A 14,559-nucleotide genomic window follows, 5' to 3' on the forward strand; every position below is an offset into this window, starting at 1 on the left:
CGCCGGCCGCCCTCACTCCACGAACAACCCCCGCTCAGCCGCCCCCACATCGAACTCCTCCAGCCGCGACTGCGCCTCCGGCAGGTCGTCGCACATCGCTTCCAGGAGGGCGCGGCCGAGGAGCATGGGGGCGCAGGCGGTGTCGAAGGCGAGGCCGGTGCCGACGGCGGCGGGCAGGAGCAGGTCGCTGACCTTGGCGACCGGGGCGAAGGCGCTGTCGGCGACGGTGACCACCTTCAGGCCCGCCGCGCGCGCGTGCGTGAGCGCGTCCACGACCTCGCGCGGGTGGCGGGGCAGCGCGAAGCAGAGCAGGGCGCTCGCCCCGGCCCGTACCGCGCCGTCGATCCGGTCCTGGAGCATGGTGCCGCCCTCGTGCAGCAGCCGGATGTCGGGGTGCACCTTGGCGGCGAAGTAGGCGAAGCCGTACGCCTGCGCGGCGGCGGCGCGCAGGCCGAGGACCGGCAGCGGGCGGGAGGCGGCGAGCAGGCGTCCCGCGCGGGCGACCGGCCGCGGGTCGGCGAGCGCCTCGGCGAGGTGGCGCAGGTTCTCGATCTCGGCGAGTACGGCCTGCTGGTACTCGTTGCCGGGCGCCGCCCCGGCCGGGGCCGCACCGCTGCTCAGTGCGGCGGCGCTCTCCGCGGGGGCCATCTCGCGCAGGCTGCGGCGCAGCGCCGGGTAGCCGTCGAAGCCCAGGGCCACCGCGAACCGGGTCACCGAGGGCTGGCTGACACCGGCCAGTTCGGCCAGTTCCACGCTGGACAGGAAGGGCACGTCGGCGGCGCGGCGCACCATGCAGTGCGCGATGCGGCGCTGGGTCGGCGTGAGCCGGTGCCCCTCGAAGAGCCGCTGGAGCCGTGCGCCAGGACTGTCGTTCATGCCTTCCTCCCCGGCCCGGTCCCACGCGCTCACGCCCGCGGCCTCCCGCTACCGGGACCCGTATTCACGTGCTCAGAACTCTGCATGAACTTATGCAGAGCGGCAAGCGGGGTCCGGATCCCGGTACGGGGACAGGAGAGGGAGGGCCGCGAAGAGGGGGGCTACCCCCACTGCCCACGGCGCGCGCGGACCGTACCGTATGGCCTCATGGACGCCCACGACGCCGATCTGAAGAAGGAACTCGACGCCACCCTGCGGGCCCGCGGGGAACTCGGCGACGAGTACGAGTCCGCGCTGGTCGACTCCTTCCTGGAGAAGGTGGAGCAGCGAGTGGACAGCACAGTCGATCGCCGGGTGCGGCGACAGCTCGCCGAGCAGCAGATGGTGGTGGCCCGCGGCCCCCGCCCGCAGACCCCGCCCACCGACTCCTGGGGCGAGCGCTTCGGCTTCGGCATGGTGTCGATGATCCTGGCCATCCCGCTCTCCGCGATCGGCGTCGCCAACGAGGGCCTCGCCGGTCTCGTCGTCGCCTGGGCGGGCATCGTCGGCGTCAACCTGGTGCACGCCGCCCGCTTCCTCCCCCGCTTCGGCCGCCGCCGCGAGGACCGGGACGGACGGTCGGGGCAGGACTCGGACTGGGAGGACTGAGGACTAGGAGCTGTTCGGGGTTCGGATCTTGGTGAGGCCGGGTGGTGTGCTGGTCGGGGCTGGTAGAAAGCGGCGTGTGGCACGTTTTGATGTGACGGATGCTGAGTGGGCATTGCTGGAACCACACCTGCCGGTGGCCGCTTCCGGGCCGCTGCCGCGTCGGGTACGGGACCAGTTCAACGGGGTGTTGTGGCGGTTCCGCACCGGGTCGGGCTGGCGTGACGTGCCAGAACGCTACGGCCCCTGGTCCACGGTCTACTCCCGTTTCAATGCCTGGGCCAAAGCAGGGGTGTTCCAGGTGTTGATGGAAGCTCTCATCGCTGAGGCCAGCATGCGCGGGCAGGTCGGGCTTGAGCTGGTCAGCGTGGACTCCACCATCGTGCGGGCTCACCACGAAGCAGCGGGCCTGGCGGTCGCCGGGGAGACCCTGGATGCGCTGGAGCAGGCGCTGACCGAGGAAAAGGGGGCTCCGCTGGACGATCAGCCGCCGGTGTGGAGGGTGGTGCGCGCCCGTCCGCGACCGGTGCGGACACGCCGCCGGGCCAGGACCGTGCTCGCGCACGCCGCCGCACCAGGGCCCGGGCCAAGGCGGCCGGACTCGGCCGGTCCCGCGGCGGGTTAAGCAGCAAGATCCACGCCGCTGTCGATGCCCGGGGCCTGCCGCTGGCGTTCGTCCTCACTGCCGGCCAGGCCGGGGACTGTCCGCAGTTGCCGACACTCCTGAACAAGATCCGGGTGCCCGGACCGGCGGGCAGGCCCCGCACCCGCCCCCGGTCGGTGGCCGCGGACAAGGCGTACTCGTCGAAAGCGAACCGGGCCTATCTGCGCCGTCGGCACATCACCACGGTGATCCCTGAGAAGGCTGACCAGCAGGCCAACCGGAAGAAGAAGGGGTCGGCCGGTGGCCGGCCTGTCACCTTCGACCCAGAGCGCTACAAGCAGCGCAACACCGTCGAGCGCTGCTTCCAGAAACTCAAGACCTGGCGCGGTCTGGCCACCCGCTACGACAAAGCCCCGCAGAACTACGAAGCCGGACTCCACCTGCGAGGCTCAATCATGTGGTTGAAACTCCTCACCTCCACCACATGATCCGAACCCCAAACAGCTCCTAGGGGGCGGGGGCGGGAGCAAGGGCGAGGGCAGGGGCGAGGGCGGATGATTCGCCTGCTCGGCTCGATTCACTTGGTTCACTCGATTCACCTGATCTCTTGACTCGCCGATCCGCCTAATTCGCTTGCCGCCCGGCGGAGTTGCTGGTTCCAATGCCGACGTGAGCACCCTCCCGATGAACACACCGCCCGCACTGCCCCTGCGCCTCGGCGCCCTCGTCCCCCTGACCCGGCCCGGCTGGGCGGAGGCGGGGCGGCAGCTGCTCGCCGGGCTCGACCTGGCCGTGCGCGAGGTCAACGACGCGGGCGGGATCGGCGGCCGGCCGCTGGAGCTGGTGGTGCGGGACACCGCGGCCGATCCGGAGCGGGCCGCGGCGGCCGTGGCGGAGTTGGCCGGTCTGGGGGTGGCGGCCGTCGTGGGCGAGTACCACAGCGTCGTCGCCCGGGCCGCGGCCGCCCGGGCCGACGCCCTAGGGGTGCCGTTCCTCTGCTCGTCCGCGGTGCTCGACTCGCTCACGGAGGAACCGACCCAGTGGGTCGCGCGGGTGGCCCCGGCCCAGTCGCACGGCTGGCGGATCTACGCGGACTTCCTGCTCGGAGCGGCCGCCGGCACCGAGGGGGCGCCCCGCATCGCCGTGGCGACCCAGCCGAGCGTGTACTGGGCCTCCGGCACCCGCATCCTGCGGGACCGTCTCGCTCCCCACGGCGGCACCGTCGTCGAACTCGACGCGAACGCACTCACCCCCGAGGCCCTGTGCGAGGCGCTGGCCGAACAGGGCGCGACAGCACTCCTGTTGCTGGTCGGCCACCCGGAGCCCGCGGTGCCGCTCGTCAGGGCCGTACGGAGCGATCCACGGCTGGCGCGGGTCCTGATCGGCGCGCCCGCCGGACAGCCCGAGTTCGCCGGGTGGGCCGAGGCGCTGGGCAAGGACGGCGCCGGGATCCCGTTCCTGCGCTACCTCCCCGAGCAACTCGGCCCGCTCGGCGCGCGCGTCGGCAAGGAACTCCGCGAACGGCTCGGCGAGGCGCCCTCGTTCGTCGCCTTCGAGGGCTGGGACACCGTCACCGTCCTCGCCGAGGCGCTGCGTGCGTACGGCACGGACCGGGCACAACTCGCGGCGTCATGGCCGGAGTTGGCGGTCGAGGGTACGCGCGGAACGGTCCGCTTCTCCCGTACGCCGGACCTCGGCCTCTGGCAGTGGGCCTGGGCACCGGTCCAGGTCGTCGACCGGGACCCGGCCGACCTCGACCGCTTCCGGGTCCTGCACAGCGGCTGACGTACGGCCGACTCACGACCCACCCACCACCGGCCCACAACTGACGTACGTACGAGGCGGGGCGCGGCACACGGGGCCCGGACTGACCTGACGGACCTGACCGGCCTGACGGACGAACCGGACCCCGCATCGTTCGTTCGTCCGGCCGGAGCCGGATCACGCACCGGAACCTACGGCAGGCCGTGGACGTGCGGGCCGACCGCGTTCGACCAGGCGTTCTGGGCGCTCGCGTCCCAGTTGGTGGACCAGGTCATCGCGCCCCGGAGGCCGGGGTAGGTCCTGACGGGCTTGAACGAGCCGCAGTTGGTGCCGCGGGTCAGACAGTCCAGGGCGTTGTTGACGATGCCCGGATCGACGTAACCGCTGCCCGCGCCCCGTGGAGAGGCGGGCACGCCGAGGCCGACCTGGGAGGGGTCGAGGCCGCCTTCCAACTGGATGCAGGCGAGCGCGGTGAGGAAGTCGACCGAGCCCTGCGCGTAGACCTTGCCGTCGCAGCCGAGCATCGAACCGCTGTTGTAGTACTGCATGTTGACCACCGTGAGGATGTCCTTCACGGCCAGCGCGGTCTTGAAGTACTCGGTGCCGGTGCTCTGCATGTCGAGGGTCTGCGGCGCCATCGTGAGCACCATCGAGGGTCCGGCCGCCTGGGAGAGGCTGCGCAGCGCCTTGGTCAGATAGGTCGAGTCGACGCCGTGTTCCAGGTCGATGTCGATCCCGTCGAAGCCGTACTCCCCCATCAACGCGTGGGCGCTGGCGGCGAAGGCCGCGGCGGAGGCGTCGCTGTTGATGGTGACGTTGCCCCGCTCGCCGCCGACGGAGAGGATCACGGACTTGCCCGCGGCCTGCTTGGCGGCGATGTCCGCCTTGAACTCGTCGACGGAGGGGTAACCGACCGCCGGGTCGAGCCGGAAGGTGACCTCGCCGGGCGTGGCCGTGGCGTCCGCGAACGACACCGCGATGATGTCGTACTCCTGCGGCACCTCGCGCAGCTTCTGCACCTGCGCGCCGTTGTCGAAGTTCTGCCAGTAGCCGGTCACCGCGTGCTTCGGTACGGCGAGGCGCTGCGGTACGTCCTTACTGTCGCCCGGCGCTTGCCGGGTGAGGTGCGTCCCGGCGGCCTGCGCCGACCCGGCACCGGCCGGACCGAGTACCGCGAGGCCCGCGGCGGCGGTGGCGCAGGCGAGGCCCACTGCGAAGCAGGTGCGGGTCAGGGTCCGTCTGTGTGTGGAGAGGTGCATGTGCAACCTCCGGTGGGAGATGGGGGGTTGGGACGGCGGCCACCGTGGGGGAATAGTTGGTCCAGACCAATAGAGTTGTCAAGAACCTGTCATGAGCTGGCGCATAACAAAGCCCGGACGCCCCAACAATGGCCCGACGCGCAACCCGGAGCAAACAAAGCCCGGAGGGCGGCCGGCCACAGGACCGCCCGCCCTTCGGGCTCACACGTTCGGCGACCGGGTACGGCACGAGCAGCCCCAACTACCCCCGCCCCAGCCTCGGTTGATCGACTCGGCCGTACTTCTTCTCAGCCGTACTTCTTCTCAGCCGTACTTCTTCGGCCGGTAGGCGTCGTACTGGTCGGCGCCGACGCCGTAGCTGCGGATGCTGTAGTCGGTGCCGTAGCCGCCGCGCTGCTCGTAGGCGTAGTACGACTTGTGGGCGCTGCTCGTCCAGCGGACGAAGATGACCACGTGGCGGCTGGTGGAGGTGCCGTTGGCGTCGATGATCAGGTCGCCCTTGCGCAGCGAGGACATCGCGATCTTGCGGGTGTACGTGCTGGTGGCGAGGCCGACCGTGTTCGGGCCGGGCTTCGGCAGGGACAGCGCCATGCTCACGTAGCCGGAGCAGTCGGTGCGGTAGCCGCCCCAGGTCTTGGTCTGACTGTAGGGGACCCGGCCGCCGTTGTTGGCCGTGAGCCAGCGCTTGGCGCGGTTGATGGTGGTGTCACGGCTGTACGCGGCGGTGGTGAACTCACCGCTGGTGACGGTCTGTTGAGTCTTCACCGGCGCCGGTGCGGCCTCGGCGGCACCGGCGAGCGGGACCAGGAAGGCGGCGCTCAGGGCGAGCGGAAGGAGTGCGCGGGCGGTTCGTTTCATCTGAACTCCCTTGTGTGGATACCCCCGTCTTCAGGCGGGGGAGGAAACACATGCTGTTTGCGTGCTCCGGAGGAGCGCGGAGATATTGCCGCGAAGTGGCACATTGCCGGGTCGGTTGTTGTTAGCGTTCCCGGTTGTGGAAGTTCCTTGTGTGAAGCGGGCGTTCAAGTACCGCTTCTACCCGAGCGTGGCGCAGGCGGCTGAGTTGTCGCGGACGTTCGGTTGTGTGCGCAAGGTCTACAACCTCGCTCTGGAGGCCCGGTCGACGGCCTGGGCCCGTGACCAGCGGCGCGTCTCCTACGCGGACACTTCCGCCATGCTGACCGGATGGAAGCAGAGCGAGGAGCTCGGCTTTCTGGCCGAGGTGTCGTCGGTGCCGTTGCAGCAGACGTTGCGGCATTTGCAGTCCGCATTCACCGGCTTCTTCACGAAGCGTTCCGGTTATCCGAGGTTCAAGTCGAAGAGGAAGTCGCGGGCGTCGGCGGAGTACACGCGCTCCGCGTTCCGCTGGCGCGACGGAAAACTGACCCTGGCGAAAATGGACGCGCCGTTGGACATCCGCTGGTCGCGCCCCCTGCCCGAAGGCACACAGCCTTCGACGGTGACCGTTTCCCAGGACCGAGCCGGACGCTGGTTCGTGTCCATCCTCGTCGAAGCACCCATCACCCCGCTTCCGGTGACAGACGGCCGGGTGGGCGTGGATGCGGGCCTGACCAGCCTGGTCACCCTGTCCACCGGCGAGAAGGTCACCAACCCCAAGCACGAAAAGAAAGACCGTGACCGGCTCGCGTGGGCGCAGCGGCAGACGGCCCGCAAACAGAAGGGTTCCAAGAACCGCGCCAAAGCCAATCGGAAGGTGGCGCGGGTCCATGCCCGGATTACGGACCGGCGCCGGGACTTCGTCCACAAGCTGACCACTCGGCTCGTTCAGGAGAACCAACTGATCGTGATCGAGGACCTTAAGGTCGGCAACCTCCTCAAGAACCACCACCTCGCACGCGCCATCAGCGACGCGGCCTGGCGGGAGTTGCGGGAGCAGTTGGAGTACAAATGCGCCTGGTACGGGCGTGAACTGGTCGTGGTGGACCGGTTCCTCCCCTCCACCCGCACCTGCTCCGCCTGCGGACTCATCCGCGAACGCCTCCCGCTCGATGTGCGGGAGTGGACGTGCGAGGGCTGCGGCACCCTGCACGACCGGGACGTGAACGCCGCGAACGTGCTTTTGGCCGCCGGGCTGGCGGTATCGGCCTGTGGAGCCGGTGTAAGTCCCGCATGGACAGTGTCTGTGCGGGCTGTCGGTGACGAAGCAGGAAAGCTCCGAAGGAGCGCCGCGTAGCGGCGCAGAGTCGGAGAATCCCCTTCGTTCGCGAAGGGGAGAAGTCAAGGAGGTACGTCCGTCCTCGTATCGTGGGGGCGAAATCGACGAAGCCCCGTCGGCCGGGCACAGGAAACCTGGGCGCACCCCCCGACGAAGCGGTGGCCGGTGGCGGCCGCTTGTCTACGCGTGTCGACCAGCGTTCAGGTCGGACATGAACACGTCAAGAAGGGGTTTCGGCCATCGGCCGACATTCGACAGACAGGGCGGGCAGGAGGGAACGTCGGCCGCTGCTTTCAGACCCGATAACCCCACTCAACCCAAGCCATCGATTGAGGAACCCCCACCGGCCTCAGCCACCTCCGCGAAAGCGGCGCCGGTTCAGGCGCAAAAAGGTGGGCGGGGACCGCCGCACCCCCCTGTTAGGAGGGGCGGGACGACGGCGGTCCCCGCGGGGACGCGTGGCCGGGTCAGGGCCGGCACTTCGCGTCCTGGGCGACCAGGGAGGTCCGGGAGCCGCTCCGGAGGTCCATGGCGCCGTTCTTCGGTGTCGAGGGTTCGGGGCGGTTCCACGGGCGCTGAACGCCCGGCCGGAACTCGTGCCCTTGCCCCTGTCGACGCCCACCAATCTGCCGGAGCTGTGTTAAGCCGGTGCTGCGTGAACGTGACGCGCTCGTACCACTTCCGCGAAGTCGTGGAACCGACGACGGCCGCCGTACGACGCGCAGGTGAACGCGCGTAGGACGACGGCCGTGCGGAGACATGGCGTCGGGGTCCGGGCGGTGCCCCTACGCGCCGCGCGAGCGGCGCGGGGCGAGGCCCGCCCTGGTCAACGACCCTGCTGGTGCTGTCCCTTGGCGAGGAAGGCGAGCAGGTCCTGGCGGCTGACCACACCGGTCGGCTTGCCCTCGACGAGGACGATCGCGGCGTCCGCCTCGCCGAGTACGGACATCAGGTCGGCCACCGGCTCGCCGGAGCCGACCTGCGGCAGCGGCGGGGACATGTGCTTCTCCAGCGGGTCGGCGAGCGAGGCGCGCTGGGTGAACAGGGCGTCCAGCAGCTCGCGTTCGACGACCGAGCCGACGACCTCGGCGGCCATCACGTCGGGGTGGCCCGCGCCCGGCTTGACGATCGGCATCTGCGAGACGCCGTACTCGCGCAGCACCTCGATGGCCTCGCCGACGGTCTCCTCCGGGTGCATGTGCACCAGCGAGGGCATGCCCTCGCTCTTGTCGCGCAGCACGTCGGCGACCCGGGCGGAGGGGCCGAGGTCCTCCAGGAAGCCGTAGTCCGCCATCCACTCGTCGTTGAAGATCTTGCTGAGGTAGCCGCGGCCGCTGTCCGGCAGCAGCACCACCACGACGTCGTCGGGGCCGAGGCGCCGTGCCACCTCCAGCGCGCCCACCACGGCCATCCCGCAGGAGCCGCCGACCAGCAGGCCCTCCTCCTTGGCCAGGCGGCGGGTCATCTGGAAGCTGTCCTTGTCCGAGACGGCGACGATCTCGTCCGCCACGGTCCGGTCGTAGGCGGTCGGCCAGAAGTCCTCGCCGACGCCCTCCACCAGGTACGGACGGCCGGAGCCGCCGGAGTAGACGGAGCCCTCCGGGTCGGCGCCGATGACCTTGACCCGGCCCTCGCTCGCGTCCTTGAGGTAGCGGCCGGTGCCGGAGATGGTGCCGCCGGTGCCCACACCCGCCACGAAGTGGGTGATCTTCCCCTCGGTCTGCTCCCACAGCTCGGGGCCCGTGGAGTGGTAGTGCGAGAGCGGGTTGTTGGGGTTGGAGTACTGGTCCGGCTTCCAGGCGCCCGGCGTCTCACGGACCAGACGGTCGGAGACGTTGTAGTACGAGTCGGGGTGCTCGGGGTCGACGGCGGTCGGGCAGACCACGACCTCGGCGCCGTACGCCCGCAGCACGTTGATCTTGTCCGTGGAGACCTTGTCGGGGCACACGAAGATGCACTTGTACCCCTTCTGCTGGGCCACGATGGCCAGGCCCACACCCGTGTTGCCGCTGGTCGGCTCGACGATGGTGCCGCCCGGCTGGAGGGCGCCGCTCTGCTCGGCGGCCTCGATCATGCGCAGGGCGATGCGGTCCTTCACGCTCCCGCCCGGGTTGAAGTACTCGACCTTCGCCAGGACGGTCGCCTGGATTCCCGCGGTCACGTTGTTGAGCCTCACCAGCGGGGTGTTGCCGACGAGACTGATCATCGAATCGTGGAATTGCACCGTTGTCTCCGGAGCTGCGCAAGAAATTTGGGCTGGACACCGTCAGCCTAACCGTGAACTTTCCCGCCCGGCCGTTGTCGGCCACCACCGGCCATCCGGTCCGCCCCGGCGGGTGCGGTTCACCCCCGAACCGGGATTGACCGGACGGCCCGACGGGGCAAGGAGTCGTTGTACGACTCCGCAGCCATACGGCTCCGCAGTCATACGGCTCCGCGGTCAACAGGGCAGTCGGGAGGTGAGGACCGGACATGTCGTCGAGAGCGAGGGTGGCACGACGGATCGCCGCGGGAGCGGCCTACGGTTCGGGCGGTATCGGTCTCCTCGGGGTGGCCGCCGTCGGGGTGGTGCTGACCGAGGTGGAACTGGCGAAGCGTCAGGTGGGCAACAGCGTCGCGGGCGGCGGCGACCCCCCGCCGACGGCCGACGGCCTGTACGGCAACGGCATCGCCGCCCACCACGCGCCGCACGAGGTGCTGCGGCTGGCGATGCTCGGTGACTCCACGGCGGCGGGCCAGGGCGTACGGCTCGCCCGCGAGACACCGGGCGCACTGCTCGCCTCCGGCCTCGCCGCGGTGGCCGAACGCCCTGTCCACCTGCGCAACGTGGCGCAGCCGGGCGCCTGCTCGGACGACCTGCGGCGCCAGCTCAAGGTGCTGCTCGACGACCCCGGCCCGGTACCCGACGTCTGCGTGGTGATGATCGGGGCCAACGACGTCACACGGCGGATGCCGTTCACCGAGTCGGTGCGCGCGCTGTCCGAGACGGTACGAGGGCTGTGCGAGGCGGGCTGCGAGGTGGTCGTCGGCACCTGCCCCGACCTCGGCACCGTCCAGCCCGTCTACCAGCCGCTGAGCTGGCTGGCCCGGCGTGCGTCGCGCCAGCTCGCCGCCGCGCAGACCATCGGCACGGTCGAACAGGGCGGACGTACGGTCTCGCTCGGCGATCTGCTCGGCCCGGAGTTCGCCGCCAACCGCGACCTGTTCGGGCCCGACCGCTACCACCCCTCCGCTCAGGGCTACGCCACCGCGGCGATGGCGATGCTGCCGACCGTCTGCGCGGTCCTCGGCCTGTGGCCGGAGGGGGAGCGCCCGGACACCTCGCGCCGCGAGGGCTTCCTGCCGGTGGCCCGCGCCGCCGCCGAGGCCGCGGCGGAGAGCGGTACGGAGGTCGCGGCCGTGACCACGACCGGCCCGCGCGGCCCCTGGGCCCTGCTCAAGCGCCGCCGTAGGCGCCGTATCCACTCCCCCGGACCGGAACCGGAGCGGGACGCGGGCGCGGGTGACGAGCAGGACGCGCACGAGACAGGTGACGGGAACGACGGCAGCGGCGGCAGCGGCAGCGGCAGCGGCGGGAGCAACGCGAACGGGCGGAACGGCGGCAAGGGCGAGGACGCCCGGCCGGACCGCCGGGCGACGGTCACGGAGGAAAGCGGACCCGGCGGCGGCTGAGCGGACCCGGCGGCGGCTGAGCGGTGGCGGCCCGGCCGCCGCTCGGCCCCGCCGCGATGTGCGGGACGCGGGCGGGGTGCCGCCCGGCCTCGGCGCGAGGTGTCGGACGTCGGGCAGGTGCCGTAGCCCACCCACCCCGCCCCTGGCACTCAGTGCCTTCGCGTGGCACGCTGGGGGTGAGCAAGCGCTTAGAAAAATGCGGCAGGTGTCACATCCCGGGACCGGTGACCCACGTGCTACGCACGGGTAACTTCGGCTGGACGTCTGCCCTTCCGGTCAGTTCCGCCCGCACACACTCTGGAGCCGTGATGCCCGAAGCCGTGATCGTCTCTGCCGCCCGCACCCCGATCGGCCGCGCCGTCAAGGGCTCCCTCAAGGACATGCGCGCGGACGACCTGGCCGCCTTCATCGTCCAGACCGCCCTGGACAAGATCCCCGCGCTCGACCCCAAGGACATCGACGACCTGATGCTCGGCTGTGGTCTGCCGGGCGGCGAGCAGGGCCACAACCTCGGCCGCATCGTGGCCGTGAAGATGGGCATGGACCACCTGCCCGGCTGCACCATCACCCGCTACTGCTCCTCCTCGCTGCAGACCAGCCGGATGGCGCTGCACGCCATCAAGGCGGGCGAGGGCGACGTCTTCATCTCCGCCGGTGTCGAGACCGTCTCCCGCTTCATGTACGGCACCTCCGACGAGATGCCGGGTACGCACAACCCGTTCTTCGCCGAGGCCGAGGCCCGTACCGCCAAGGCCACCGAGGGCGGCGTGAGCGAGTGGCACGACCCGCGCGAGGACGGCGTGGTGCCGGACGCGTACATCGCCATGGGCCAGACCATGGAGAACCTCGCCCTGCACAAGGGCATCACCCGCGCGCAGATGGACGAGTTCGCGGTCCGTTCGCAGAACCTCGCCGAGGCCGCCATCGCCAAGGGCTTCTGGGAGCGCGAGATCACCCCGGTGACCACCCCCGACGGCACGGTCGTCAGCAAGGACGACGGCCCGCGTGCCGGAGTCACCCTGGAGGGCGTCTCCGCGCTCAAGCCGTCCTTCCGCCCCGACGGCCGGGTCACCCCGGGCAACGCCTGCCCGCTGAACGACGGTGCCGCCGCGCTGGTGATCATGAGCGACACCAAGGCGCGCGAGCTGGGCCTGACCCCGCTGGCCCGCATCGTCTCCACCGGTGTCACCGGCCTCTCCCCCGAGATCATGGGCCTCGGCCCCGTCGAGGCGAGCCGTCAGGCCCTAAAGCGCGCCGGTCTGAGCACCTCGGACATCGACCTCGTCGAGATCAACGAGGCCTTCGCCGGCCAGGTCATCCCCTCCTACCAGGAGCTCGGCTTCGACCTGGACCAGGTCAACGTCAACGGCGGCTCGATCGCGGTCGGCCACCCCTTCGGCATGACCGGCGCCCGGATCACCAACACCCTGATCAACAGCCTCCAGTTCCACGACAAGCAGTTCGGTCTGGAGACCATGTGCGTCGGCGGTGGTCAGGGCATGGCCATGGTCATCGAGCGTCTGAGCTGACAGACTGCGGGCCGTGTCCGGCGGGCCCCGCCGGGCCGCCCCCTGACGGGGCGGCCCACGGGAGTCCCGCCGCCTGGCCGTGACCCAATCTCCCCCAGGACGTGACCTGCGCCTGGGGGAGCCCGGTTTTCGCAGGCCATACCGTTACGGGGGACTGTTCGGGCCGAAAGGCCCGCCCAGTTGGTGACCAAACGCACTGACAGTGGGTCGTCCACGGCTTCAAGCTGTTGTAGGAAGTCGGGGGTCGACTGATACGGGAGTCATTCAGTGAGCGCCATCCCCATAGCTCTTGTGCTCGCCACCGCCGCCGCCACGGCCGTGGGCACCGCTGCCCTGCACAGCATGCGCGGCCTGCGCAAACAGGTCGCCGCGCTGCACGAGGAACTGGCGCGCGGCACCGAGCTGAGCGAGCTGGCGGCCCGGGTGCCGCAGGCCCGCCAGGTCTCGGACGCCGAGCAGATACGCACCGCGGTCGCCGAGGCACTGGCCGAGGAGCGTGAGCGCGAACTCGCCGAGGCGCGTGCCTTCTGGGCCGCCCAGGAAGCGCGCGACGCCTCCGACAGCATGCCGCTGCTCGGCCTGCCCGCCGACGACCTGTTCCTGCCGCGCCAGTCCGACTTCGTGGGCCTGGACCACCTCGCCGAGGCGACGGTGGAGTACGAGGAGGGGGCCCAGGGCTCCGCCTCGGGCACGCACGAGTACGCCGGTGACTCGCCGGAACTCGCCGCCGCCCGCCGCCGCCACCCCTCGCACCCGGACTTCGTGCCCGCCCAGTCGCCGGTGCACGGCGACCACGAGCGCACGGTGGCCGCCCTTGAGGAGCTCGCCGAGGCGGGCATCGAGCTGGCCGACGTCCGCCCGGGCCCGCTCGGCACCCTCGACGTCTACGTCTTCGCGGACGGCACCACGCTGTGCATGACGCCCGGCCACCGCGAGACCGCACAGCAGCTCGCCGCGGCCCTGGTCGCCGGTGAGGCGCCGGTCCTGCTCGGCGGCTCCGGGGTCTCCGGCGCGTACTCGCTGACCTTCGCCTGCGGCGAGGAGAACGTCTACGTCCTCGCGGACCGGGTCATCGCCTCCGCCTGAGCCGAGCGCCTGCCGGGGGCCTGAGCCCCCAGAGCCTGTCCGGGCCGAGAGCCTGCCAGGGCCCAGAGCCTGTCCGGGCCGAGAGCAGCCCGTCCGGGCGAGCCCGGGAATTACGCACCTGCCGACGCGCCGGGGTACTCACACCCCGGCGCGTCGGTGTGCCTGCTCCACGAGGTCCACGGCCTGTCCGAGGCCGTCCCGATCGGTCAGTGCCAGGGCCAGGTCGCGCCCGGCGACGACGAGCTGGTCGGCCACCGCGAACATCCCGGCATCCGGCATCCGCCGCGGCTCACGCCCCGGCTCCTCGATCCGCTGCGCCCTGGTGGCCAGCTCCCGGGCCAGCGCCAGGCCCTCGGCGGCGGCGCCCTTCTGGAGCCTGCTCTGCGGGGCCGCCCGCAACCGGTCGGCGAAGCGGGTCACCGCGTCCATGAGTGGGGTCGTATCGAGCACGTCGTGACCCTACAAGGCCCCGGCGTACGGGCCGCCCGGAGCGGGCCGCCACGGGCGCCGCGCACGCCGGTCGCCGGGCGGGCCGAAGCAGACCGAAGGGGCCGCACCTCCGCGCGCCGGTGCGGGACTGTTGCCAACAGGCCAACGCTCAGGCACGGTGACGTGAAGGACGGACCTACAGCGACCGCGTCCGGAGGCGCCGATGTCCCTGCTCTTCTCCGAGGAAACCCACCGCAACCTGATCTCCCGGATCCCCGCGTGCACCGGACGCGAGATGTCCGAGTGGATGAAGGCCGTGGAGGACGGCCCCGCCTTTCTCCGCTTCGAGGACAAGGTGAGCTGGCTCCGCACGGAGCACAGCCTGTCCTACGGCTACGCCAAGGCGATCGTCCACGAGTACGACCTGCGCCGGGCCGCCCGAAAGTTCGGCTGACCCGCCCTGGGACAGACCCCAAGACCCCGCCCGTACGACGACGAAGGGCCCGCGGCAGGCGCCGC

Annotated in this window: 12 protein-coding genes and 1 pseudogene; 8 read left to right on the forward strand and 5 right to left on the reverse strand. The window is 71.0% G+C overall.

Features of this window, described 5'->3' with window-relative positions:
• Window positions 1-12: 12 nt before the first annotated feature.
• Window positions 13-876, reverse strand: coding sequence for a MurR/RpiR family transcriptional regulator (locus tag HUT18_RS11255; protein ID WP_176100059.1), 864 nt, complete (start codon window positions 874-876; stop codon window positions 13-15).
• Between the two features lie 207 nt (window positions 877-1,083).
• On the opposite strand from HUT18_RS11255, the gene HUT18_RS11260 reads away from it, so the two are divergent.
• From HUT18_RS11260 to HUT18_RS11270, 3 genes and pseudogenes are all read left to right on the forward strand, one after another.
• Entirely contained in the window at window positions 1,084-1,524 is a 441-nt protein-coding gene (locus HUT18_RS11260) for a hypothetical protein (RefSeq protein WP_176100061.1), read from the forward strand.
• Window positions 1,525-1,600: 76 nt separating this feature from the next.
• Window positions 1,601-2,613, forward strand: a pseudogene (locus tag HUT18_RS11265) (IS5 family transposase).
• A 196-nt stretch (window positions 2,614-2,809) separates the two neighbouring features.
• Entirely contained in the window at window positions 2,810-3,910 is a 1,101-nt protein-coding gene (locus HUT18_RS11270) for an ABC transporter substrate-binding protein (protein WP_176104440.1), read from the forward strand.
• 170 nt (window positions 3,911-4,080) lie between these two features.
• Here the strand turns inward: HUT18_RS11270 and HUT18_RS11275 are convergent, their stop codons facing one another.
• Together HUT18_RS11275 and HUT18_RS11280 are read right to left on the reverse strand one after the other, a co-directional pair.
• Entirely contained in the window at window positions 4,081-5,148 is a 1,068-nt protein-coding gene (locus HUT18_RS11275; RefSeq protein ID WP_176100062.1) for a chitinase, read from the reverse strand.
• Window positions 5,149-5,451: 303 nt separating this feature from the next.
• Window positions 5,452-6,006, reverse strand: coding sequence for an NlpC/P60 family protein (locus tag HUT18_RS11280; protein ID WP_176100064.1), 555 nt, complete (start codon window positions 6,004-6,006; stop codon window positions 5,452-5,454).
• A gap of 151 nt (window positions 6,007-6,157) precedes the next feature.
• Between HUT18_RS11280 and HUT18_RS11285 the strand changes: the two genes are divergently transcribed.
• A complete protein-coding gene (locus HUT18_RS11285; RefSeq protein WP_254878531.1) occupies window positions 6,158-7,342 on the forward strand; it encodes a transposase in 1,185 nt (394 codons plus the stop codon).
• A gap of 808 nt (window positions 7,343-8,150) precedes the next feature.
• Here the strand turns inward: HUT18_RS11285 and HUT18_RS11290 are convergent.
• The gene (locus tag HUT18_RS11290) at window positions 8,151-9,548 is read right to left on the reverse strand and encodes a cystathionine beta-synthase (RefSeq protein WP_176100066.1); all 1,398 of its coding nucleotides are present in this window, start codon (window positions 9,546-9,548) and stop codon (window positions 8,151-8,153) included.
• 248 nt (window positions 9,549-9,796) lie between these two features.
• On the opposite strand from HUT18_RS11290, the gene HUT18_RS11295 reads away from it, so the two are divergent.
• From HUT18_RS11295 to HUT18_RS11305, 3 genes are all read left to right on the forward strand, one after another.
• Window positions 9,797-10,996 carry an SGNH/GDSL hydrolase family protein gene (locus HUT18_RS11295; protein WP_176100068.1) on the forward strand — a complete coding sequence of 400 codons (1,200 nt, stop codon included), beginning with the start codon at window positions 9,797-9,799 and terminating at the stop codon, window positions 10,994-10,996.
• Between the two features lie 308 nt (window positions 10,997-11,304).
• A complete protein-coding gene (locus tag HUT18_RS11300; protein ID WP_176100070.1) occupies window positions 11,305-12,525 on the forward strand; it encodes an acetyl-CoA C-acetyltransferase in 1,221 nt (406 codons plus the stop codon).
• 267 nt (window positions 12,526-12,792) lie between these two features.
• Window positions 12,793-13,611: a hypothetical protein gene (locus HUT18_RS11305; RefSeq protein WP_176100072.1), complete on the forward strand. Its 819-nt coding sequence runs from the start codon at window positions 12,793-12,795 to the stop codon at window positions 13,609-13,611.
• Between the two features lie 138 nt (window positions 13,612-13,749).
• Here the strand turns inward: HUT18_RS11305 and HUT18_RS11310 are convergent, their stop codons facing one another.
• A complete protein-coding gene (locus tag HUT18_RS11310) occupies window positions 13,750-14,061 on the reverse strand; it encodes a hypothetical protein (protein WP_176100074.1) in 312 nt (103 codons plus the stop codon).
• A gap of 202 nt (window positions 14,062-14,263) precedes the next feature.
• Here HUT18_RS11310 and HUT18_RS11315 point away from each other — a divergent pair, with 202 nt between their 5' ends.
• The gene (locus tag HUT18_RS11315; protein WP_176100076.1) at window positions 14,264-14,494 is read left to right on the forward strand and encodes a DUF4287 domain-containing protein; all 231 of its coding nucleotides are present in this window, start codon (window positions 14,264-14,266) and stop codon (window positions 14,492-14,494) included.
• Window positions 14,495-14,559 lie beyond the last annotated feature (65 nt).

The organism is Streptomyces sp. NA04227 (genome assembly GCF_013364195.1).
Lineage (GTDB): Bacteria > Actinomycetota > Actinomycetes > Streptomycetales > Streptomycetaceae > Streptomyces.